Below are 24,587 nucleotides of genomic sequence, written 5' to 3'. Positions count from 1 at the left end.
CCAGCCATCACCCAAATAACGGATATACACCCAGCAGCAGAGCCAATCAAACCCGCCGCGCAAACGTGTCGCTATGAGTCCCGGAAACCTTCCGGCAATGCACCAGCGCATCCCGAATCATGAAGTTCACGAGCGTCGGCGAAACCCCCAGCTCCTTGGCAATATCCTTCTGCGGCACCCCATGCAACCGGTACATCTCAAACGCATAACGCGTGCGTTGAGGCAACTGCGTCAACGCATCCGCGATATTTTCCAGCGTCGAAAAGTTGATGTGCGATGTCTCAGGCGAAGCCCCGTGAATAACCACATTCAAGCCTTCCTCTTCAGTGCCGGAGTATTTCAACTCAAGCGCCTGCTTACGGTAGTGATCAATGGCCAGGTTACGCACGATCTGAAACAGGTAACTCAGCTGCGCCTTGAACGACGACGTAATGGTGGGTGCCGATTGCAACCGGAAGTACGCGTCTTGCACCACGTCTTCGGCGCGGGAGCGGCAGCCGGTAATGCGTGCTGCGATCTTGACCAGGATCAGTCGATTGTCGACGAAAGCCTGGAGTAGGGGTGAGTCGCACCTGCCTGTGGATACTTGTTCCGTCATGGAAATCACCTTGCTGCAAAAGAGGTTGGGGGAGGGCGTCCTTGCTGAGGCCTCCTACACATCGGGCAACAAATTATGCTTAATGATAATGATTGTCAAATGAGAAGACGAACTAATCTTATGCTTTATCGATAGGTGTGAACCGCGTCTCGCTGACTAATTATTTCCAGGTGCCATCCGTTCTCATGGGTGACAGGCCAGTTAACAAACCGGCCAAGGATCAGCGCCTGGAGGAGGACAAAATGGGTTTTTATCGTGTGAGCGGGAGTGGTCTGAAATGAACACGCCGGCTCGATTACGCCTGTTTTGCCTGCCGTATTCCGGCGCCAGCGCCATGGTCTACAGCCGCTGGCGGCGGGCGCTGCCCGAGTGGTTGCAGGTGCGGCCGCTGGAACTGCCGGGACGCGGCATGCGCATGGACGAGCCCTTGCAGCGCGATATCAAGGCATTGGCCGCGCAACTGGCCGATGAAATCAGTGCGGAACTGGACGAGCCTTACGCCTTGTTCGGCCACAGTCTCGGCGGTCTGCTGGCGTTCGAGCTGGCCCATGCCCTGAGTGAGCGTGGTGTACCGCAGCCATTGGCGCTGTTTGCGTCGGGTACCGCCGGCCCGGCCCGTCGCGATGTCAGCGAATACGCCATCGAGAAAAACGACGAGCAACTGATCGCCCGCCTGCGTGAACTCAAGGGCACCGGCGAAGAGGTGTTGGCCAATGCCGAACTGATGCAGTTGATGTTGCCGATCCTGCGGGCCGACTTCCTTCTTTGCGGCAGTTTCGAGTATGGCGAGCGCGAGCCGCTGCCCCTGCCGATCCATGTCTTTGGCGGCAAGCAGGACAGTGTGCGTGCCGACCAACTGCTGGACTGGCAGCAAGACACCGCCAGCGGTTTCTCCCTCGACATGTTCGACGGTCACCACTTCTTCCTGGTGCAGCACGAGAGTTCTGTACTGCGCTGTGTGCGGCGTTACGCCGACGAACACTTGGCCCGCTGGCGCAATGACGCCGCGCGGCAGATGGCCCGGGCTGCCGGCTGAACAAGCCCCCCCTCCGCCACACATTCCCCGATTTCCCAGTAAGCCGATTTCAGGCAGGAACCCCATGATGGACGCCTTCGAACTTCCCCGCACCCTGGTCCAGTCCCTTCAGCGCCGCGCCGCACAAACCCCGGATCAACTGGCGTTGCGCTTCCTGGCCGAGACGGCCGAGCAAAGCGTCGTCCTCAGTTACCGCGACCTTGACCTGCGCGCCCGCACCATCGCCGCCGCCTTGCAGGCCAACGCAAACCTGGGCGACCGCGCGGTACTGTTGTTTCCCAGCGGGCCGGATTATGTCGCGGCGTTCTTTGGTTGCCTGTATGCCGGGGTCATTGCGGTGCCGGCTTACCCGCCTGAGTCCGCCCGCCGACATCATCAGGAGCGCCTGTTGTCGATCATCGCGGACGCCGAGCCACGGTTGCTGCTGACTACCGCCAGCCTCGGTGATTCGTTGCTGCAACTCGAAGGTGCACCGCAGTTGCTGTGCGTCGACAGCCTTCATGCCGAGATCGCGAGCAATTGGCTCGCGCCCAACTTGCAAGACGATGACATCGCCTTCCTGCAATACACCTCCGGTTCCACTGCGTTGCCCAAGGGCGTGCAAGTCACCCACGGCAACCTGGTGGCCAACGAGCTGCTGATTCGCCGGGGCTTCGGCATCGACCTGAACCCCGACGACGTGATCGTCAGCTGGCTGCCGCTGTACCACGACATGGGCCTGATCGGCGGCCTGCTGCAACCGATCTTCAGTGGTGTGCCGTGTGTGTTGATGTCGCCGGCGTACTTCCTCGGCCGGCCATTGCGCTGGCTGGAAGCGATCAGCGAATACGGCGGCACCATCAGCGGCGGGCCGGATTTTGCCTATCGGCTGTGCAGCGAGCGAGTCAGTGAATCGGCATTGGATCGCTTGGATTTGAGCAAGTGGCGCGTGGCGTATTCCGGCTCCGAGCCGATCCGCCTCGACACCCTGGAACGCTTTGCCGAGAAGTTCGCCGCCTGCGGTTTTACCTCGAATAATTTCTTCGCATCCTATGGCCTGGCGGAGGCTACCTTGTTCGTTGCCGGCGGCACCCGTGGCCACGGCATCCCGGCCCTGCGCCTGGACGAACAGGCTCTGGCTGCCAATCGCGCCGAGCCTGGGCAGGGCGCGGCGATCATGAGTTGCGGCACCAGCCAGCCCGAACACGCGGTACTGATTGCCGAACCCGCCACCCTGGCGACGCTCCCCGACAATGCCGTCGGTGAAATCTGGGCCACCGGCCCGAGCATCGCCCACGGCTACTGGCGCAACCCTGAAGCCACTGCCAAGACTTTCGTCCAGCACGAAAGCCGTACCTGGCTGCGGACCGGCGACCTTGGGTTTATCCGCGAAGGTGAAGTGTTCATCACCGGTCGCTTGAAAGACCTGCTGATCGTGCGGGGCCACAACCTGTATCCCCAAGACATCGAGCAAGCCATCGAGCGTGAAGTGGAAGTGGTGCGCAAGGGTCGGGTCGCCGCGTTTGCGGTGAATGACCAGGGCCTGGAAGGCATCGGCATCGCCGCCGAAATCAGCCGCAGCGTGCAGAAAATCCTGCCGCCTGAAGCGCTGATCAAGGCGATTCGTCAAGCAGTGGCCGAGGCCTGCCAGGAAGCGCCGAGCGTGGTGATATTGCTCAACCCCGGCGGCTTGCCGAAAACGTCCAGCGGCAAGGTTCAGCGTTCGGCCTGCCGCACGCGGTTGGCGGATGGCAGCCTCGACAGTTATGCGCAGTTCCCCGGCGTGCAGGCGCAGGTCGGCGATGCTGCCCTGCAATCCGAACTGCAAAGCCAGATTGCCGCGATCTGGTGCGAGCAATTGCAGGTGACGCAGGTCGCCGCCGACGATCACTTCTTCCTGTTGGGCGGCAACTCCATCAGCGCCACCCAGGTCGTCGCCCGCCTGCGGGAAACCCTCGGCCTGGAGCTGAACCTGCGCCTGTTGTTCGAAGCGCCAACCCTGGCTGCCTTCGCCACCAGCGTCGCGCAATTGCAGCAGGACGGCGGCGTGGCCCAAGGCGCGATCCATGCGCTGTCACGCCAGGAAGACTTGCCGCAATCCCTCGCGCAAAACCGCCTGTGGATCACCTGGCAACTCGACCCGCAGAGCAGCGCCTACACCATCCCCGGTGCCCTGCGGTTGCGCGGCGAACTGGATGAAGACGCGGTGCGCGCAAGCTTCCAGCAACTGATCCAGCGCCACGAGTCCCTGCGCACGCGCTTCTTTGAACGCGACGGCCAGGGCTTCCAGCGGGTCGACGCCAAGGCTGATTTCGACCTGCAAGTCATCGACCTCAGCGACCTGCCCGCCGCCGAGCGCGAAGCCCGGGCCAACCAGATCCGCGAAGACGAAGCCCGCACCCAGTTTGACCTGGAGAAAGGCCCGCTGCTGTGGGTAACGCTGGTGCGCCTGGATGACGAAGACCACCAACTGCTGGTGACGATGCACCACATCATCGCGGACGGCTGGTCGCTGAACGTGTTGATCGACGAATTCTCCCGCTTGTACGCCGCCGCGTCCCAAGGCCAAACCCTGGAGTTGCCAGCGCTGGCCCTGCAATACGCCGATTACGGCAGCTGGCAGCGCCAGTGGCTGGCCGAAGGCGAGGGCCAGCGGCAACTGGCTTACTGGAAAGCACAGCTGGGGGACGACCACCCAACCCTGAGCCTGGCCACCGATCACCCACGCTCGGCGCAGCATATTCGCAGTGCTTCACGCCACAGCGTGCGCGTGAACACGAGCCTCAGTGAAGCCATTCGCAAGACCGCCCAGGCTCACGAGTCCACGCCGTTCATGCTGTTGCTCGCAGCGTTCCAGAGCCTGCTCTATCGCTACAGCGGCCAACGCGATATCCGCATCGGCGTGCCCAACGCCAACCGTCCGCGCCAGGAAACCCAAGGCCTGATCGGGTTCTTTATCAACACCCTCGTGCTGCGTGCCGAACTGGATGCGCGCCTGCCATTCGCCGACTTGCTGACCGCGACGCGAACCGCTGCCCTGGGCGCCCAGGCCCATCAGGACTTGCCGTTCGAGCAACTGCTGGAAGCCTTCCCGCGAGCCCGGGAACAAGGCCTGTTCCAGGTAATGTTCAACCACCAGCAACGCGATCTCAGTGCCTTGCGCCGCCTCCCGGGCCTGCTCGCCGACGAGCTGGCGTGGCACAGCCGCGAAGCCAAGTTCGACCTGCAACTGCACACTGAAGAAGACCGCAACGGTCGCCTGAGCCTGTCCTTCGACTACGCCGACGAACTGTTTGACGTCGCCACCATCGAGCGACTGGCCGAGCACTTCATCAACCTGCTGCAAGCCATTTGCGAGCAACCGCAACAGGCCATCGGTGACCTGAAGCTGCTGCACGCCGACGAACACACCCAACAACGTCAGTGGAGCGCCGCGCCGTGCACACCAGCGCAGAGCTGGCTGCCGGAACAACTCAACCAACAGGTCTCGGAACGCACCGCACTGGTGTGGCAGGACGGCAGCCTGACCTTCGCCCAACTGCACACCCAGGCCAACCGCCTGGCCCATTACCTGCGGGACAAGGGCGTCGGCCCGGACGTGTGCGTGGCCATCGCCGCCGAGCGTTCGCCGCAACTGCTGATCGGCCTGCTGGCAATCATCAAGGCCGGCGGTGCCTATGTGCCGCTGGATCCGGATTACCCGGCCGAACGCCTCGCCTACATGCTCAAGGACAGCGGCGTGCAACTGCTGTTGACCCAGACTTCGCTGCTTGAGCAACTGCCCACGGCTGAAGGCGTCTGCGTCATCGCCATGGACAGCCTCAAGCTGGAAAGCTGGCCGACCCACGCGCCGGGCCTGCACCTGAACGGCGACAACCTCGCCTACGTGATCTACACCTCCGGCTCCACCGGCCAGCCCAAGGGCGTGGGCAACACTCATGCAGCGCTGGCCGAGCGTCTGCAGTGGATGCAGGCCACCTACAATCTGGATGAAACCGATGTGCTGATGCAAAAGGCGCCCATCAGTTTCGACGTGTCGGTGTGGGAGTGTTTCTGGCCGCTGATCACCGGTTGCCGCCTGGTACTAGCCGGCCCCGGCGAGCATCGCGACCCGCATCGCATTGCCCAGTTGGTGCAGGAGCACGGCGTGACCACGCTGCACTTTGTGCCGCCGTTGTTGCAGCTGTTTGTCGACGAGCCGTTGGCCGCGGAATGCACCAGCCTGCGTCGTCTGTTCTCCGGCGGTGAAGCGCTGCCTGCCGAGCTGCGCAACCGGGTGTTGGCGCAGTTGCCGGCAGTGCAGTTGCACAACCGCTACGGCCCGACTGAAACCGCGATCAACGTGACGCATTGGCAGTGCCAGGCGGAGGATGGAGAGCGTTCGCCGATTGGCCGTCCGCTGGGCAATGTGATTTGCCGGGTGCTGGATGATCAGTTCAACCCACTGCCGTCAGGTGTCCCGGGTGAGCTGTGCATCGGCGGTATCGGCCTGGCCCGGGGTTACCTCGGGCGTGCGGGGCTGACCGCTGAACGGTTTGTCGCCGACCCGTTGGGTGAGGCGGGCGCACGCCTGTATCGCACCGGTGACCGCGTGCGCTGGAGCGCCGACGGTGCGCTGGAATACCTCGGACGCCTGGATCAGCAGGTCAAGCTGCGCGGCTTCCGTGTCGAGCCTGAAGAAATCGAAGCGCGTCTGTTGGCCCTTGATGGCATCGCCCAAGCGGTGGTGCTGGTGCGTGAAACCGCTGCCGGGGCGCAGTTGATCGGTTACTACACCGCCAACGAACCGCTGGATGAGCAGGATGTAAAAACCGCTCTGGCCGCCGAGCTGCCGGAGTATATGGTCCCGGCACAATTGATGCGCCTGGACGCGATGCCCCTGAGTCCGAGCGGCAAACTGGATCGCCGTGCCTTGCCGGAACCGGTGTGGCAAGTGCGTGAACACGTCGAACCCGAAACACCGCTGGAGCAGCAAATCGCCGCGATCTGGCGCGAAGTCCTTGCCCTGCCACGTATCGGCCTGCGGGACGACTTCTTCGCCCTCGGCGGCCATTCGCTGCTGGCCACACAAATCATCTCCCGCACCCGTCAGGCCTGCGACGTCGAGCTGCCGCTGCGCACATTGTTCGAAGCCAGCGAGTTGGGGGCTTTCGCCGAGCAGGTCCGCCTGATCCAGGCCTCGGGCCAGCGCAACCAACAACTGGCCATCGGCAAGGTCGACCGCAGCCAGCCGGTGCCGCTGTCCTATTCCCAGCAGCGCATGTGGTTCCTCTGGCAGATGGAACCCGACAGCCCGGCGTATAACGTCGGCGGCATGGCGCGCTTTCGCGGGGTGCTGGACGTGGGGCGTTTCGAGGCGGCGTTGCAGGCCTTGATCATGCGTCATGAAACCCTGCGCACGACTTTCCCGAGCATCAATGGCGTGGCGCAGCAGAAGGTTGCGGCGCAAACCGGCGTGCGCATGGATTGGCAGGATTTCTCGGCGTTCAGTGAGCCCGAGCGCCAGCAGCGTGTGCAGCAACTGGCCGATCATGAAGCCCACACGCCGTTCAATCTGGAGGCCGGCCCACTGCTGCGCGCCTGCCTGGTCAAGGCCGGCGAGCAGGAACATTACCTGGTGCTGACCCTGCACCACATCGTCACCGAAGGCTGGGCCATGGACATTTTTGCCCGTGAACTCAGCGCCCTGTACGAAGCCTTTATCGACGACCGCGAATCGCCGTTGGCACCGCTGCCGGTGCAGTACCTCGACTACAGCGTGTGGCAGCGCCAGTGGCTGGAATCCGGCGAGCGCCAGCGCCAACTGGATTACTGGACCGCACAACTGGGTACCGAACACCCGCTGCTGGAACTGCCGGGCGACCGCCCGCGACCACCGGTGCAAAGTCACCAGGGCGAGCTGTTCCGTTTCGACTTGAGCGATGACCTTGCCGCCCGCGTGCGGGCCTTTAACGCCGAGCGTGGTCTGACCCTGTTCATGACCATGACCGCCACCCTCGCGGTATTGCTCTACCGCTACAGCGGCCAGACCGACCTGCGTATCGGTGCGCCAGTCGCCAACCGGATTCGTCCGGAAAGCGAAGGGCTGATTGGCGCGTTCCTCAACACCCAGGTGCTGCGCTGCCAGCTCAACGGGCAGATGAGCGTCGGCGAATTGTTCGACCAGGTGCGCCACACCGTGATCGAAGGCCAGTCCCATCAAGACCTGCCGTTCGACCACTTGGTAGAAGCCCTGCAACCACCCCGCAGCGCGGCGTACAACCCGCTGTTCCAGGTGATGTGCAACGTGCAACGCTGGGAGTTCCAGCAGAGCCGTACATTGGCCGGGATGACCGTCGAGTACCTGGCCAACGATGCCCGCGCCACCAAGTTCGACCTCAACCTGGAAGTCACCGACCTCGACCATCGCCTGGGTTGCTGCCTGACCTACAGCACCGATCTGTTCGATGAGCCGCGCATTGCACGCATGGCCGCCCACTGGCAAAACCTGCTGGAAGCCTTGCTTGCCGATCCGCAACAGCGCCTGAGTGAGTTGCCGTTGCTGGAAGCGGCCGAGCAACGCTCGTTGCAAGACAGCCTTGGCATGGAGGCCGGCGAGCATCGTCTCGACCAGTGCATTCACCACCTGTTCAGCGAGCAGGCCCTGGCTCGCCCGGATGCCCCGGCCTTGACCTTCGCCGGGCAGACCTTGAGCTATAGCGAACTCGACAGCCGCGCCAATCGCCTGGCCTGGATGCTCCGCGAGCGCGGCGTGGGCCCGCAGGTGCGGGTTGGCCTGGCGCTGCCGCGTTCGCTGGAAATGGTGATCGGCCTGCTGGCGATCCTCAAGGCCGGCGGCGCCTATGTGCCGCTGGACCCGGAATACCCGCTGGACCGCCTGCACTACATGATCGAAGACAGTGGCATCGGCCTGCTGCTCAGCGACGCTGCGATGTTCGACGCGCTGGGCGAGCTGCCCGCCAGTGTCGGTCGCTGGTGCCTGGAAGATGACCTGCCAACCCTGGCCAGCTACCCGGCCAGCGAATTGCCTTTCATTAGCCTGCCGCAACACCAGGCCTATCTGATCTACACCTCCGGCTCCACCGGCAAGCCCAAGGGCGTGGTGGTGTCCCACGGTGAAATCGCCATGCATTGCCAGGCGGTGATCGAACGCTTCGGCATGCGTCCCGATGACTGCGAGCTGCACTTCTATTCCATCAACTTCGACGCCGCCACCGAGCGTCTGCTGGTGCCGTTGCTCAGCGGCGCCCAGGTTGTGTTGCGGGCCCAGGGCCAATGGGATGCGGAAGAAATCTGTGGGCTGATTCGTCAGCACCGCATCAACATCCTCGGCTTTACCCCAAGCTACGGCAGCCAGTTGGCGCAATGGCTGGCCACGCAACACCAGACCTTGCCGGTGCGCATGTGCATCACCGGAGGTGAAGCCCTGACCGGCGAGCACTTGCAGCGTATTCGCGCGGCATTCAAGCCGGCACTGTTTTTCAACGCCTATGGCCCGACTGAAACGGTGGTGATGCCGCTGGCCAGTCTTGCCCCGGAAACACTGGAAGAGGGCGCAGGCAGCGTGCCGATCGGCAGCATCATCGGCGCGCGTGTGGCCTACATTCTGGATGCGGATTTGGCGCTGGTGCCGCAAGGCGCGACGGGTGAGCTGTACGTCGGCGGTGCCGGCCTGGCCCAGGGGTATCACCAGCGTCCGGGGATGACGGCAGAGCGGTTTGTCGCGGACCCGTTTGCCACGAACGGCGGTCGTCTGTATCGCACCGGCGACCTGGTGCGCCAGCGTGCCGATGGCCTGGTTGAGTACCTTGGCCGTATTGACCATCAAGTGAAAATTCGCGGGTTCCGCATCGAGCTGGGGGAAATTGAAACCCGCCTGCTGGAACACGAGGCGGTGCGTGAAGCGGTGGTGTTGGCACTGGATTCACCGAGCGGCAAACAGTTGGTGGCCTATCTGGTCAGCAACGAAGAACACGGTGCACTGCGTGAATCCCTCAAGGCGCATTTGAAAGCGCAGCTGCCGGACTACATGGTGCCCGCGCACCTGATCGTCCTCGACATCATGCCGCTGACTGCCAACGGCAAACTCGACCGTCGCGCCTTGCCGCAGCCGGATCCCGAGGCGAATCGCCAACAGTACGTGGCGCCGCGCAACGAACTGGAGCAAACCCTGGCGGCGATCTGGTGCGCGGTATTGAACGTGCAGCAGGTGGGCCTCGACGATAACTTCTTTGAGCTGGGCGGCGACTCGATTCTGTCGATCCAGGTGGTCAGCCGCGCGCGGCAGGCAGGGATTCATTTCAGCCCGCGTGACTTGTTCCAGCACCAGACCGTGCAAACCCTGGCCGCCGTGGCGACCCGCACCGAGCAGGTTATCGCCGAACAAGGCGTGCTGACCGGCGCATCCGGGCTGACCCCGATCCAGCACTGGTTCTTCGACACCGACATCCCCGAGCGCCAACACTGGAACCAGGCGCTGCTGCTGGAGCCGGTTCAGGCCCTCGAACCCCATCGCCTGGAACAGGCGCTGCTGGCGGTGCTGGAACACCACGACGCCCTGCGCCTGAGCTTCACCCGGCGCGACGCCCAATGGCATGCCGAACACTTGGCGGTGCCAGAAGGCGGCCCGCTGTTGCAAGCCCAGGTGGCGGATATGGAGCAGTGCAGCGCGCTGTTCACCGACACCCAGCGCAGCCTCAATCTCGCCCATGGCCCGCTGTTGCGCGCGCTGCTGGTGGACGGCCCGCAAGGCCAGCGCCGGCTGCTGATCGCGATCCATCACCTGGTGGTGGACGGTGTTTCCTGGCGCGTGTTGCTGGAAGATTTGCAGACCGCGTATCGCCAGTTGAGCGACGGCCAACCGGTGAGCCTGCCGGCCAAGACCAGTGCCCTGCGCGATTGGGCAGCACGCTTGCAGGCCTATGCCGGCAGCGAATCCCTGCGTGAAGAACTGGACGTGTGGCAGCAGCAGTTGGCCGGTCCTGCCGTTGAACTGCCGGTGGACCGCCCGCAAGGTTCGCTGCGCAATCGCGATGCCGATACCGTCAGCGTGCGCCTGGATGCCGAGCGTACCCGCCAGCTGTTGCAACAGGCGCCGAGTGCTTACCGCACCCAGGTCAACGACTTGCTGCTGACCGCCTTGGCCCGAGTCTTGTGCCGCTGGAGTGGCCATGAATCGGCACTCATCCAGCTGGAAGGCCACGGCCGCGAAACCCTGTTCGACGAGATCGACCTGACCCGCAGCGTCGGCTGGTTCACCAGCGCCTACCCGTTGCGCCTGACCCCGTTACATATCGAAGAAGCCGCCGGGCAAGGCGCCTCGATCAAGGCGATCAAGGAGCAACTGCGCGGCGTGCCCCACAAAGGGTTGGGGTACGGCGTGCTGCGCTACCTGGCTGACGACCTGTGTCGCCAGACCATGGCCGCGTTGCCGAGCGCCAGTATCACCTTCAACTACCTCGGCCAGTTCGACCAGAGCTTTGGCGCTGACGCACTCTTTCACCCGCTGGACGAATCCGCCGGGATCGCCCATGACCCGGACGCGCCGCTGCCCAACGAGCTGAGCGTCGACAGCCAGGTGTACGGCGGTGAATTGGTGCTGCGCTGGACCTTCAGCCGCGAACGTCACCACAGCCAGACCATCGCTGAACTGGCGGATGCTTACCTGGCGGAACTGCAAAGCTTGATCGAGCATTGCCTCAAGGCAGACGCGGGCGGCCTCACGCCATCGGACTTCCCGCTGGCGCACCTCACCCAAGGGCAACTCGACGCGCTGCCGGTGCCGGCCAATGCCATCGAAGACGTGTACCCGCTGACTCCGATGCAAGAAGGCTTGCTGCTGCACACCTTGCTGGAACCGGGCACCGGCCTGTACTACATGCAGGACCGCTACCGCATCAACAGCGCCCTGGACCCCGAGCGTTTCGCCCAGGCCTGGCAGGCGGTGATTGCCCGTCACGAAGCGTTACGCGCCTCGTTCTGCTGGAACGTCGGCGAAGACATGCTGCAGGTTATCCACAAGCCCGGCAGCACGCCGATCGAGTACCTCGACTGGAGCCAGGAGCCGGAGAGCGAACAGGAGCCGCGTCTGCAAGCGTTGCTGAAAAGCGAGCGTGAAGCGGGTTTCGATCTGCTCAATCAGGCACCGTTCCACCTGAGGCTGATCCGCGTGGGCGAAGCCCGCTACTGGTTCATGATGAGCAACCACCACATCCTGATCGATGCCTGGTGCCGCTCACTGCTGATGAACGATTTCTTCGACATCTACACGGCCCTCGGCGAAGGCCGCGACGCGCAGCTGGCGACGCCACCGCGTTATCGCGACTACATCGCCTGGCTGCAACGCCAGAACCTCGCCGAGGCGCGTCAGTGGTGGCAGCAGAACCTGCAAGGGTTTGAACGCACCACGCCGATTCCGAGTGACCGGCCGTTCCTGCGGGAACACGCCGGCCACAGCGGCGGCATGGTGGTGGGCGACTGCTACACCCGCTTGGATGTGCGCGACGGCGCGCAATTGCGCGAGCTGGCCCAGGCCCATCAACTGACGGTGAACACTTTTGCCCAAGCCGCGTGGGCCTTGGTGCTACGGCGCTTGAGTGGCGATCGCGACGTGCTGTTCGGCGTTACCGTGGCCGGGCGTCCGGTGGAAATGCCCGAGATGCAGCGCACCGTCGGGTTGTTTATCAACAGCATCGCCTTGCGGGTCAAGCTGCCGGAGGACGATCAGACGTGCAGCGTACGCCAGTGGTTGAGTGGCCTGCTCGACAGCAACATGCAACTGCGTGAGTACGAATACCTGCCGCTGGTGACCATCCAGGAAAACAGCGAACTGCCCAAGGGCCAGCCGCTATTCGACAGCCTCTTTGTGTTCGAAAACGCCCCGGTGGAAGTCTCGGTGCTGGACCGTGCGCAAAGCCTGAATGCCACCTCGGATTCCGGGCGTACCCACACCAACTTCCCGCTGACCGCCGTGTGCTATCCGGGCGATGACCTGGGCCTGCACCTTTCCTACGACCAGCGTTACTTCGATGAAACCACCGTGCAAGGCATGCTCGCTGAATTCAAGCGCCTGCTGCTGGCGCTGGTGCAGGGCTTCCATGGCGACATGGCCGACTTGCCGCTGATTGGCGAGCAGGAACGTGAGTTCCTGGTGGAAGGCTGCAACCAGAGCGAGCATGAATATCCGCTGGAGCGCAGCTATGTTGAGCTGTTCGAAGCCCAGGTGCAGCAGCATCCACAGCGGATTGCCGCCAGTTGCCTGGATCAGCAATGGAGCTATGCCGAACTGAACCGGCGCAGTAACCGCCTGGGCCATGCATTGATCGCGGCGGGTGTCGGTCCGGATCAACCGGTGGCGTTGCTGGCCGAACGTAATCTGGATTTGCTGGGCATGATCATCGGCAGCTTCAAGGCCGGTGCCGGTTACTTGCCGTTGGACCCGGGGCTGCCGACGCAGCGCTTGAGCCGGATTATCGACCTCAGCCGCACGCCGCTGCTGGTGTGCACCGAAGCGTGCCGTGAACAGGCGCAGTTGCTGCTGGAAGAGTTCGCCTGCTCCGGTCGGCCGAAGCTACTGGTTTGGGATGCCTTGGCCGGGTCTGAGGAAAACCCCGGGATCTACAGCGCGCCGGACAACCTTGCCTACGTGATCTACACCTCCGGCTCTACCGGCTTGCCCAAGGGCGTGATGGTGGAGCAGCGCGGAATGCTCAATAACCAGCTGAGCAAGGTGCCGTATCTGCAGCTGACTGAGCACGATGTGATTGCCCAGACCGCTTCGCAAAGCTTCGATATCTCGGTGTGGCAGTTCCTCGTGGCGACGCTGTTCGGGGCGCGGGTGGATATTGTGCCGAATACCATTGCCCATGATCCGCAAGGCTTGCTGGCGCATGTCGAGGCCCAGGGCATTACTGTGTTGGAGAGCGTGCCGTCGCTGATCCAGGGCATGCTTGCCCAGGAGCGCATGAGCCTGGACGGCTTGCGCTGGATGCTGCCGACCGGTGAGGCCATGCCGCCGGAGCTGGCGCATCAGTGGTTGTTGCGCTATCCGGAGATTGGCTTGGTCAACGCCTATGGCCCGGCGGAATGCTCGGATGACGTGGCGTTCTTCCGCGTCGACCTGGCGTCGACCCGTGGCACTTATCTGCCAATTGGCACGCCGACTGACAACAACCGTTTGTACCTGCTGGATGGTGCGCTGGAGTTGGTGCCCCAGGGTGCGGTCGGCGAGTTGTGCGTCGCGGGGACCGGCGTGGGTCGTGGTTATGTCAGTGACCCGCTGCGCACGGCCCAGGTGTTTGTGCCGAATCCGTTTGGTGCGGACCGGTTGTATCGAACAGGGGATTTGGCCCGTCGCCGCAGCGACGGTGTGTTGGAGTACGTCGGGCGTATCGACCATCAGGTGAAGATTCGCGGTTACCGGATTGAGTTGGGTGAAATCGAAGCGCGCCTGCATGAACAACCGGAAGTGCGGGATGCGGCGGTTGGCGTGCAGGAGGGGGTCAACGGTAAGCATCTGGTGGGATACCTGGTGGCGGCGGATGCGCTGTTGAGTCCAGGCGAGCGTCTTGATCGGATCAAGCAACGCCTGCGGGCCGAGTTGCCGGAGTACATGGTGCCGCTGCATTGGCTGTGGCTCGACCGTTTGCCGCTGAATGCCAATGGCAAGCTGGATCGCAAGGCCTTGCCGGCGCTGGAGATTGGCCAGTTGCACAGCCAGGATTACCTGGCGCCGCGTAATGAGCTGGAGCAGACGTTGGCGGGGATTTGGGCCGAGGTACTGAAAGTTGAGCGCGTGGGGGTGCAGGATAATTTCTTTGAGCTGGGCGGGCATTCGTTGCTGGCCACGCAGATTGCTTCACGGGTGCAGACGACGCTGCAGCGGGATGTGCCGTTACGGGCGATGTTCGAGTGCAGCACGGTGGAAGAGTTGGCGGGGTATATCGACGGGCTTGCGGCGAATGAGATCAGTGCGCAGAAGGTGGATCGGCTGAGTGATTTGATGGCGGAGTTGGAGGGGTTGTAACCGTTGGTCAGAAGGAACTGCCTACTGTCAGATCTGACAGTAGGCAGTTCCTTTGCGGGGGTATTTGATATGTGTGGTCCGCTGTTTCCTGGATTTAGCGGTACGCGCCCTCAAAGAAGAGACTCCATAATGGTCAAGCTAACCCCCGTTGATGATTTGCTTCCGGTGCCGACAGTCAAATACGCCGCCGCCAATAATACGTTGTACCCCCTCGATGCTGAAGACGGCACTTGTGTGACCATCGCCTTTGACGGCATGCAAGAGGGTGCCCCTATCACTCTGTACTGGGCATTGGTGAATGAGCAGGACCAGCCACTGGCGCAGTTTGATACTTCCGGCAGTGCCAGTGGCAGTGTCGAAGTGGATATTGACGCGGCATTGGTTGGCCGCTGCATCGGCAAGACGTTGATGGTCTGGTACGAGACCACCACCAGCGATTCACATGTGCTTGAACTCACCATCGAGTTCATTCGGCCAGAGGCTTTGCCGGCTCCAGTTTTTACCAATGCTGTGGAGTATGACGGCGCGCGTTGGTTGGACATGCGCAAGTTCCGGGGGAATGCACGGATCGAGTTAAAGGCGCCGCCATTTCTTGCAGAGGGGCAACGGTTGTGGATCTTGGCGGTAGGCAATGAACACGACTTGGGGAATTTCCGATTCCAGTGGCTATTTGACGGCCACGTTGTGAGAGCAGAAGAGGCCGAGCCGGGGTTTGTTTTCCGACCAGTACTCTCGCGTGAATGGCTGGCCGGTTGCGAGGATTGGTCTTCGGTAACCTTGAACGTTGCAATTACCTATGATGGCGCGCTGGGCGCTGAGCCCGCAGACCCAAAGACGTCGCTGTTGCCGGAAAACGCCCATGAACTGCGGCGTGTTACTGAAAATTTGCGACTGGGAGAATCTGAAGCGCCGGCCTTCGACGATGAATCAGAATTTGAAGGCGGCAACTGGAACGGTTGGGAAAGAGGCGCTGATGTGGTGGACCCCAGAGACATGGTGATGGTGAATGAAGGGGGCGAGTGGTTTTTGTCCAACTATACCTACACAGAGCGCTCTGCCGGAGTCGTCTTGAGCAAGTCTTATCCAGCATTTGCCGCGGGTCAGACGTACGAGTTCAGCATGGAGGTCAGGCGATCCAATAGTTCGTTCGCCACTCCGCAGTTGTCTGCACTCGTCAACGGCGTTGTTTGTATCGAGCCTAGCAATCTGACAACACGGCAGTGGGCTTGGGTTAGCGGCACATTTACGGCCACCGGTTCAGGTGTTGAGGTGCAGGTATACAGTCATGTCTCTACCGGGAACGGTAACGATTACGCATTCGGAAAGTTGCGGCTGCGGGAACTCTAACGTACCGACATCAATCTTGTTGTAAAAATGCCCGCAGATAACGGGCATTTTTCTTGTTCGCTATGAACCTTCAGTGCCGCTTATTTAGGGCCCAGAATCTTCACCAGCTTATCCGGCGAAGGCGCCCCTTGCTGTTGCTGCAACCCACCCTTGTCATCCAGATAGAAAATTGCCGGCGTGGCCGACAACTCCAGCTCATCCATCAGCTTCATATTCGAATCAAGCTTGGCCTGGATAGCCGCCGGAATCTTCTCCAGCGCCTGCAACTTGCTGCCTTTACCGGCTGACTCATGGGCTTCCAACGCCTGCTGCGGATCCTTGGCTGCCAACAGCGCCGCCGACTTGCCCGGGCTGTCCTCACGAATAATCCCCACCATGATATGCCGCAACTGCACCTTGCCCGACTTCACCCATGGCCGTGCCTGTTCCCAGAACATATTGCAGTACGGGCAGTTCGGATCACTGAACAGGTAAACGATGCGCGGCGCATCCTTGTTGCCATCCTGGATCCAGTTACTGTGTTCCATCTTGGCCCAGACCTCCTTGGCCATCGGCGCATACACCAGCTTTTCCAGGGGCGCAGTGCTGAGGTCATTGCCGTCGGCGTCGTACAGGTTGCCGGCGATCACACTTTTACCGTCGGCAGTCAGGTACAACGCCATGCCACGGTTCTGGTATTGCGCCGCATAACCCGTGAGGCCGCTGGGAGCATCGAACTTGCCGATAATCTTGGCACCCTTGGCTTCGATGTTCTTGATCGGCGCCGGCCAGTCTTCAGCCTGGACGAGGGTGGCAGCCAGTGTCAGGGGCAACAGGGTCAGCAGGTGGCGGAGGCGGAGCATGGCGAATTCCTTGTGGTAGCCGGCTGGGCCGGTTTAGCGGTGATCGGCTCGAAGCGCTCCATGGCGCGGGCCAGGCTGGCTTGCGACAACTCGCCCAGGTGGCTGTTGATCAGGCGACCGTCCGGTTGATAAAACAGGGTGGTGGGCAAAGCCATGGAGCCGACGGCCTGGCCGAGGCGGCCGCTGGCGTCGAACAGCACGTTGTCCAGGTTCAGGCCCTGGGTCGCCAGGTAGGTGGCGACGCTTTGCATGCTTTCGGCCTGGTTGACGAACAGGAAGGTCACGTCCGGGCGTTGGCGCTGGGCACTTTCCAGTACTGGCATTTCGCGACGGCACGGCGGGCACCAGGTGGCCCAGAGATTGATCACCAGCGGGCCGCCCTTGTAGTCGGCCAGTTGCACGGTTTCGCCATTGGCGTTGCGCAGGGTGATGTCCGGCAGGTGTGTGCCTTTTTCGTAGAGGGTCAACGACAGACTGGTCAGCGCCCAGAACGCCAGGCCGGTGATCACGCCGGCGCTCAGTGGCTTGCGCAGCAGCGGGCGGCGCCAGCCGTAGATCAAGGCGCCGAGGATCAGCGCGATAACGCCGGGCCAGGCGAGAAAACCGCCGTCCCGCAGGTCGACGATCTGCAGCGGGTCATTTTGGTAATACGACCAGTACATCAGCACGAAGCTGACGCGCGCGGCGAGCATGCCCACCAGAAACAGGGTGAACAGCACCGACTCCGGGTTCTCGCCGCCGCGCTTGGCCACCCGCCAGCCCACCAGGGTGGCGAGGATCAACGCCGTGATCAGCAGCAAGTGGTTCAGGGCGATGGCGAAGGTGCCGATGGTCAGTGTCAGCATCAGAGGGCTTCCCGGGCTTGGGTCCAGCGTTGCAGGAAGGCGGCGGCGTCGACTTCGCCGGTGATGCGCTGGGCGCGGCGCTCTTCACCGTCGGGGCCGATCCAGACGAAGCTCGGCGGGCCGGGGACCTTGTAGCGGCCCAGCAGCTCGCGGCTGGCGGCGTTGTCGGCGGTGACGTCGAGGCGCAGCAGGCGCACATCCTTGAGGGCGTCCATGACTTCGGGTTTGCCGAACACCTGTTTCTCCATGATCTTGCACGACACACACCAGTCGGCGTAGTAGTCCACCAGCACCCATTGGCCTTGGGCCTTGGCGCTATCGAGTTGGCTTTGCAATACGGCCGGGTCGTTGATGGTCATGAAGGCGTCGTGGGCGCTGGGGGCACCGGCCACCCGCGAGCCGTTATAGACCTTGAGCGGTTGCCACAGGTCGTCGCTGCCGCCGGCCGCACCGATCACCAATACGCTGCCCCAGAGGCCCAGCACCAGCGAACCGGCACCGAACAGCATGGCGGTGCGCCCGAAGTCGTGAGCCAGGCGCCAGCCGCAGTAGGCCATGACCAGCGCCAGTACACCCCACAAGCCGAGCCACAGGGTTTCACCGACCACTGGGCGAATCATCAGCACGGCGGTGGCGAGGAACAGGAAACCGAAGATGCCCTTGAGGATGTTCATCCAGGTGCCGGGCTTGGGCAGGAAGCGGTTGCCCACGGTCACCAGCAGCAACAGCGGCACGCCGATGCCGATACCCATGGCAAACAGGATCAAGCCGCCGTGCAGGGCATTGCCGCTTTGGGCGATGTAGAGCAGGGCGCCGGCCAGGGGCGCGGTCATGCACGGGCCCACCAGCAAGCCGGACAAGGCGCCAAGCACCCCGGCACCCACCAGGCTGCCGCCGCTCTGGTTGCGGCTGACGTTGTCGAGGCGGTCCCGCAGAAAGGCCGGTAGTTGCAGTTCAAAGAAGCCGAACATCGGCAGGGCCAGGATCACAAACAACACGGCGAAGCTACCGAGGATCCACGGGGTTTGCAGCAAGGCGGCGAGGTTGCCGCCGAGCAGCGCGGCCAATACGCCGAGGGCGGCGTACACCAGCGCCATGCACACCACGTAGCTGGCGGCCAGGGCAAAGCCGCGCCGTGGGCTGGCGCCACTGCCTACCACAAGGCCGGCGAGAATCGGCAGCATCGGCAAGGAACACGGGGCAAAGGCCAGCAGCAGGCCCAGGCCGAAGAACACCAGCAGGCTCCAGCCCAGGCTGCGCTGTTGCAGGCCGCTGGCCAGGCTTTGGTCCTGCGCTTGGCCGATGGCGGCTACGGCGGGGTCGCCACCCAGGTCAACGGTGATCGATTGCGGCGGGTAGCACAGGCCGGCATCGGCACAACCTTGCCAGCCGAGCTTGACCTGGCCGGTGGCACCGGCGGGAATCTTCACTTCCAGGCCCTGGCGATAGACTTGCTGCTCACCAAAGAACTCGTCGCTGTGGGCTTCGCCTTGGGGCAGCGTCGGCTTCTCGGCCAGGCCATCGAATTTCATGCGCTGCTGGTACAGGTAATAACCGTCGGCAATCTGCCAATACAGCTGGGTTTCGCCGGAGGCCAGACGCTCGGAGGTAAAGGTGAAGGCTTTGCCCACCGGGAGGAAGTCGGGTTTGGTCTCGAACGGATTGTTGCCCGGCGCGGCCTGGGCGAATCCAGCAAACACTACCAGCAGAAAGATAAACAGATGCCGCATGATCAAGCCTTAGTTCGAAGCAAGTGGGACACACAATGTGTGGCGTTGATTAACCGATGATTAACCGGGCTATTCTAGACAGCAGGGATTATCCGGGTTTACGCGGGCTGGCGGCATAATGCGCGCTTAATCCACTGCCTTTTTAATCACCCTCACATTTTGCAAAGGGTTCACCATGCACGTACTGGTCTGTGAAGACGACGAACTGATCGCCAGCGGCATTGTTGCCGGGCTCAGCGCCCAAGGGCTGACCGTCGAGCGCGTCGGCACCGCCGCCGCTGCCCGGGCGATGCTCAAGGTGGCGGAGTTCGACGTGATGGTACTCGACCTCGGCCTGCCGGATGAAGACGGCTTGAAGCTGTTGCAGCAATTGCGCAGCCAGGGCCTGGAGATTCCGGTGCTGATCCTCACCGCGCGGGATTCGGTGACCAACCGCGTCGACGGCCTGCAGGCCGGTGCCGACGATTACCTGCTCAAGCCCTTCGACCTGCGGGAACTCGCCGCGCGCCTGCACACCTTGTTGCGCCGGGTGGCCGGGCGCAGCGTCCACCTGGTCGAACACGGGCGCCTGACCTACAACCCCAGCAGCCGCGAAACGTTGCTGGGCGGTGAGTCGGTTGACCTGTCCCGCCGCGAGCAGGCGTTGTTGCAGGCCCTGCTGCAAAACCGCGGCCGGGTGCTGTCCAGCGAACAGCTCAAAGACAGCGTCTACGGGCTTAACGACGAACTGGAAAGCAACGCCCTCAATGTGCACATCCACCACCTGCGGCGCAAACTCGGTAACGGCATCGTCGAGACCGTGCGTGGCCTGGGCTATCGCCTGGGCCCGGCTGACGGTGGAGAGGACGCTTCGTGATGAGCCTGCGCCTGCGCCTGACCTTCAAGCTCGGCGCGGCCTTTGTGCTGATCTGGGCCCTGGCTGCCGCGTGGATGCTCAACGACTTGCGCAACCAGATGATGTTCTCCCTCGACCAGCGCCTGGTGGCGTCGGCGCGCATGGTCGCCGGGCTGATGGAGCAGATGCCGGGCCTGTCGAGCACGGGTGAGGGCGCGCACTTCAGTGCCGAACAACTGAATGTACCGGGTGGCATGGCGTGCCAGGTCAGCTCATTGCGCGGGGTGGTCCTCGCCCGCAGCCACACCACGCCGGACCAGGGCCTGGAGTCGCGCAAGAGCGGCTTTCGCGACCAGATGATTGATGGCGTGGGCTGGCGCAGCTTCACCCTGTCCCGTGGCGATTTGTTTATCACCACCGCCGACCGGCAGGTGGAGCGTGAAGCCTTGAACCTGTCGATCCTGCTGGCGGCTTCGGTGCCGGTGGGTGTGGCGCTGTTGGGCTGCCTGTGCCTGCTATGGCTGGGGATCGGCCAAAGCCTGTTGCCGCTCAACCGCATGCGTGACGCCTTGATGCGCCGCAGTGCCGATTCCCTTGAGCCCTTGCAGATCAGCCCGCTGCCCAGCGAACTCAAGCCGCTGCTCGACACCCAGAACCAGTTGCTGCAACGCATCGCCAAGACCATCGAGCGCGAACGCCGCTTGACCGGCGACGCGGCCCACGAATTGCGCAGCCCGCTGACGGCGATCAAGACCCACCTGCAAGTGGCGCGCATGACCGAAGGCGCTGCCCGTGACCAGTCCCTGGCCCATGCCGAGGAAGGCGCCGATCGCTTGCACCGTACCCTTGAGCAGCTACTGCTGCTGGCGCGGGTCGAAGGCAGCCTGTCGTTTGACGACGGCCTGCAATCGAGTGCCGAACAAGTCGCACAACTGGCGATCCAGGACGCCAATGGCGGCGAAAATCAGCGCATTGACCTGATCCTGGCAGATGGCCTGTCCGACAAACCGGTGGAAATGCCGGTGGGCCTGGCTGTCGCCGCCTTGCGCAACCTGCTGGACAACGCCTTGCGCCACACCCCACCTGATACCCGGGTGGAACTGAGTGTGTCCAGCACTGGCGATAATGTGGTGTTCCGGGTGCGTGACCACGGCGCGCCGATTTCCAGTGAAGACTTGCAACACTTGACCCAGCGCTTCTGGCGCAACGGCAACAGCCCGGGATGCGGCCTGGGGCTGGCGATTGTCCAGGCAATCGTGCAGCGCTGCTCGTGCTCCTTGAAATTCGACAGCCAGGCCGATGGCATGCGCGTCGACCTGGGCATGCCGTTGCGTCGCTGAACCTTCTTTTCACGGCACAAATAGCTACCGCCATCCTCAAGCGTAACGCTTCAGGATGGCGGTCATTTTTTTGTGTTTGAACGGGCTGAATGACTCAGCCTGTGTTGAAAAGGACAGCGCCTATGTTGGTCATCGATTCCACGTTTCCCGCAAAAGACTTTAACCAGCGCAATGGCGAAGCCGTGCGCCAGGTGATTGTGCATTACACCGCTGCGCCTTTTGCTTCGTCATTGCGTACGCTGACCCGTGACGGTGTCAGTGCGCACTACCTGTTGCCTGATCCTCATGACGCCAGCTACCGCGCCGCCGGCTACGACGAACTGCGGTTGTTCCGCCTGGTGGACGAAGCGCAGCGCGCCTGGCATGCCGGCGCGAGCCACTGGGCCGGGCGTGACAACCTGAATAGCCCCTCGATCGGGATTGAAATTGTCAATCAGGCCCGGGATGAAGCCGGTGTGTTTAGCTTTTCCGCGTATGGCCCTGAACAGATCGACGTGTTGATTGCCCTGATTCGCGACATTCAGGGGCGTTACCCGGCGATCGGTCCTACCGATATTCTCGGGCATTCGGACATTGCCTATTGGCGCAAGAGCGACCCGGGACCGCGCCTGCCGTGGCGTTGTCTGTTTGAAGCCGGCGTGGGTGCCTGGTTCGATGAGCCCGCCAAGGTGTCCTATGAACGGCGATTTTCCATAGGGTTGCCTCCGGAAGTAGAGATCGAGCGGGCGTTTCAGCGCTATGGCTACGCCCCGGCAAAGGATCGCCAGGGCTTCCGACAGCGGGTCAGGGCGTTCCAGATGCACTATCGGTCTCGCGATTACAGTGGGCAACTCGACAGCGAGACCTGCGCAATTCTGTATGCCTTGAATGAAAAGTACACAGGGCTATGAGGGTATTTCCTACATTCCTGTGGGGATAGACAGGCGTAAATGTGGGTTTTAACTCTACGGGTGTAAATCCTCCCCTCGCTGATGCGTTTCCAGAACAGGAAATCCGTGCGTTGCCCTTGGGCCAGACGCCAACGGGTTGGCAGTTTGGTCACCATCATCAGCGTATTGAGGGATCTGGAAATGTCAGTCGCTACCAGCCGTATTGAAGAGACCCAAGCGGTCCCTGCGGAAACGCTCTACCAGTTCGACGAAACCCCGCTGCTGGCCCGCCAGCGCCAGCAGGAATCCAATGCTCGCAGCTACCCTCGGCGCATTCCCCTGGCGCTCAAGCGCGCCCGCGGGATCTACGTCGAGGACGTCGAAGGCCGCAGCTTTATCGACTGCCTGGCCGGCGCCGGCACCCTGGCGCTGGGGCATAACCACCCGGTGGTGATCGAGGCCATTCGCCAGGTGTTGAGCGATGAATTGCCGTTGCACACCCTGGACCTGACCACACCGGTCAAGGATCAGTTCGTGCAGGACCTGTTCGGCCTGTTGCCGTCGGCGCTGGCGCGGGAAGCCAAGATCCAGTTCTGCGGCCCAACCGGTACCGATGCGGTAGAAGCCGCGCTGAAACTGGTGCGCACCGCCACCGGACGCAGCACGGTGTTGTCGTTCCAGGGCGGTTATCACGGCATGAGCCAGGGCGCCCTGAGCCTGATGGGCAGCCTGGGGCCGAAAAAGCCGCTGGGTGCCTTGCTCAGTAATGGCGTGCAATTCCTGCCGTTTCCCTACGACTACCGTTGTCCGTTCGGGCTGGGTGGGGCGGAAGGGGTCAAGGTCAACCTGCATTACCTGGAAAACCTGCTCAACGACCCCGAGGCCGGTGTTTTGCTGCCGGCAGCCGTGATCGTTGAAGTGGTGCAGGGCGAGGGCGGCGTGATCCCGGCCGATCTCGACTGGCTGCGTGGCCTGCGCCGTATTACCGAACAAGCCGGAGTGGCGTTGATCGTTGACGAAATCCAGAGCGGTTTTGGTCGTACCGGCAAGATGTTTGCTTTCGAACACGCCGGCATCGTCCCGGACGTGGTGGTGCTGTCCAAGGCGATCGGCGGCAGCCTGCCGCTGGCGGTGGTGGTGTATCGCGACTGGCTCGACACCTGGTTGCCGGGCGCCCATGCCGGAACCTTCCGTGGCAATCAGATGGCCATGGCCGCCGGGTCGGCAGTGATGCGCTACCTTAAAGACCACGATATTCCCGCCCACGCGGCCGCCATGGGCGAGCGCCTTGGGGAGCACCTGCGCATCCTGCAGCGCGACTTCCCGCAGTTGGGGGACATTCGTGGTCGTGGGCTGATGCTCGGCGTGGAGCTGGTGGATCCCGCAGGCGCCCCGGACACTCAGGGCCACCCGCCGGTGCATCGTCAATTGGCGCCACTGGTACAGCGTGAATGCCTCAAGCGCGGGCTGATCCTTGAACTGGGCGGTCGTCATGGCAGCGTTGTGCGTTTCCTGCCGCCGTTGGTGATTACCGCCGCAGAAATCGACCGTGTGGCCGAGATCTTTGGTCGCGCCTTGGCGGCAGCCGTCACCAGCCTCTAATTTTTTATCGGGCTGGCACGTTCCTTCTTACATTACACCGACGGAGAACAGCAATGACCTCAGTATTCGACCGCGAAGACATCCTGTTTCAGGTAGTGGTCAACCATGAAGAACAATATTCCATCTGGCCCGACTACAAGGCCGTGCCGGAAGGCTGGCGCACCGTGGGCAAGAGCGGGATGAAGAAAGAGTGCCTGGCCTACATCGAAGAAGTGTGGACCGACATGCGCCCGTTGAGCCTGCGCCAGAAGATGGACAGCCAGGCGTTGGCGGGCTGATCCAGGTCTGGGGCATCACATAGAACCCAATGTGGGAGCGGGCTTGCTCGCGAAGGCGTCGTGTCAGTCACTGGATGTATTGACGGTCACACCGCTTTCGCGAGCAAGCCCGCTCCCACATTTACTGTGTTTCGTCTGTGAGAGGAGCGTTACAGCGCCTTGATCACCTGATCCACATGGCCTTCCAGCTCTGCCGCCTGCACCGCATCGCTTGGCTTGCGGGTTGGCGGGCTGACCCAGACCTCGGGCACAACACAGATCC

At 62.6% G+C, this 24,587-nt stretch carries 12 protein-coding genes; 8 read left to right on the top strand and 4 right to left on the bottom strand.

Annotated features, from left to right (window positions below):
• Nucleotides 1–46 precede the first annotated feature (46 nt).
• On the bottom strand, nucleotides 47–598 hold the full coding sequence (locus SNL23_RS18590) for an RNA polymerase factor sigma-70 (protein WP_076015319.1): 552 nt from the start codon (nucleotides 596–598) through the stop codon (nucleotides 47–49).
• A 277-nt stretch (nucleotides 599–875) separates the two neighbouring features.
• Between SNL23_RS18590 and SNL23_RS18585 the strand changes: the two genes are divergently transcribed.
• From SNL23_RS18585 to SNL23_RS18575, 3 genes are all read left to right on the top strand, one after another.
• Nucleotides 876–1,634 carry a thioesterase II family protein gene (locus SNL23_RS18585; protein WP_076015320.1) on the top strand — a complete coding sequence of 253 codons (759 nt, stop codon included), beginning with the start codon at nucleotides 876–878 and terminating at the stop codon, nucleotides 1,632–1,634.
• A gap of 64 nt (nucleotides 1,635–1,698) precedes the next feature.
• On the top strand, nucleotides 1,699–14,637 hold the full coding sequence (locus SNL23_RS18580) for a non-ribosomal peptide synthetase (RefSeq protein ID WP_318303060.1): 12,939 nt from the start codon (nucleotides 1,699–1,701) through the stop codon (nucleotides 14,635–14,637).
• 129 nt (nucleotides 14,638–14,766) lie between these two features.
• Nucleotides 14,767–15,984: a hypothetical protein gene (locus tag SNL23_RS18575; protein ID WP_076015322.1), complete on the top strand. Its 1,218-nt coding sequence runs from the start codon at nucleotides 14,767–14,769 to the stop codon at nucleotides 15,982–15,984.
• An 80-nt stretch (nucleotides 15,985–16,064) separates the two neighbouring features.
• Here the strand turns inward: SNL23_RS18575 and dsbG are convergent, their stop codons facing one another.
• Genes dsbG through dsbD form a run of 3 tightly spaced genes read right to left on the bottom strand, consistent with a single transcriptional unit; the run spans nucleotide 16,065 to nucleotide 19,401 of the window.
• Nucleotides 16,065–16,826 (bottom strand): thiol:disulfide interchange protein DsbG, encoded by a 762-nt coding sequence (gene dsbG, locus SNL23_RS18570; RefSeq protein ID WP_076015323.1) that lies wholly within the window; start codon nucleotides 16,824–16,826, stop codon nucleotides 16,065–16,067.
• Nucleotides 16,802–17,671 carry a TlpA disulfide reductase family protein gene (locus SNL23_RS18565; RefSeq protein WP_076015324.1) on the bottom strand — a complete coding sequence of 290 codons (870 nt, stop codon included), beginning with the start codon at nucleotides 17,669–17,671 and terminating at the stop codon, nucleotides 16,802–16,804. The genes dsbG and SNL23_RS18565 overlap by 25 nt, the downstream gene beginning before the upstream one ends.
• Entirely contained in the window at nucleotides 17,671–19,401 is a 1,731-nt protein-coding gene (gene dsbD, locus SNL23_RS18560) for a protein-disulfide reductase DsbD (RefSeq protein ID WP_318303059.1), read from the bottom strand. The genes SNL23_RS18565 and dsbD overlap by 1 nt, the downstream gene beginning before the upstream one ends.
• 175 nt (nucleotides 19,402–19,576) lie before the next feature.
• On the opposite strand from dsbD, the gene SNL23_RS18555 reads away from it, so the two are divergent.
• The 5 genes from SNL23_RS18555 (at nucleotide 19,577) to SNL23_RS18535 (ending at nucleotide 24,325) form a co-directional block, all read left to right on the top strand.
• Nucleotides 19,577–20,257 (top strand): response regulator, encoded by a 681-nt coding sequence (locus SNL23_RS18555; RefSeq protein ID WP_167663531.1) that lies wholly within the window; start codon nucleotides 19,577–19,579, stop codon nucleotides 20,255–20,257.
• Nucleotides 20,257–21,576 carry an ATP-binding protein gene (locus tag SNL23_RS18550; RefSeq protein ID WP_076015327.1) on the top strand — a complete coding sequence of 440 codons (1,320 nt, stop codon included), beginning with the start codon at nucleotides 20,257–20,259 and terminating at the stop codon, nucleotides 21,574–21,576. The genes SNL23_RS18555 and SNL23_RS18550 overlap by 1 nt, the downstream gene beginning before the upstream one ends.
• A 122-nt stretch (nucleotides 21,577–21,698) precedes the next feature.
• Complete coding sequence (locus SNL23_RS18545; RefSeq protein WP_318303057.1) at nucleotides 21,699–22,466, top strand: N-acetylmuramoyl-L-alanine amidase; 768 nt, start codon at nucleotides 21,699–21,701, stop codon at nucleotides 22,464–22,466.
• 180 nt (nucleotides 22,467–22,646) lie between these two features.
• Complete coding sequence (locus tag SNL23_RS18540; RefSeq protein WP_318303056.1) at nucleotides 22,647–24,047, top strand: aspartate aminotransferase family protein; 1,401 nt, start codon at nucleotides 22,647–22,649, stop codon at nucleotides 24,045–24,047.
• Between the two features lie 53 nt (nucleotides 24,048–24,100).
• Nucleotides 24,101–24,325, top strand: coding sequence for an MbtH family protein (locus SNL23_RS18535; protein WP_003209001.1), 225 nt, complete (start codon nucleotides 24,101–24,103; stop codon nucleotides 24,323–24,325).
• Nucleotides 24,326–24,587: the final 262 nt, after the last annotated feature.

The organism is Pseudomonas sp. SED1, assembly GCF_034044025.1.
GTDB lineage: Bacteria > Pseudomonadota > Gammaproteobacteria > Pseudomonadales > Pseudomonadaceae > Aquipseudomonas.
This window is presented reverse-complemented; position numbering and strand designations above follow the sequence as displayed.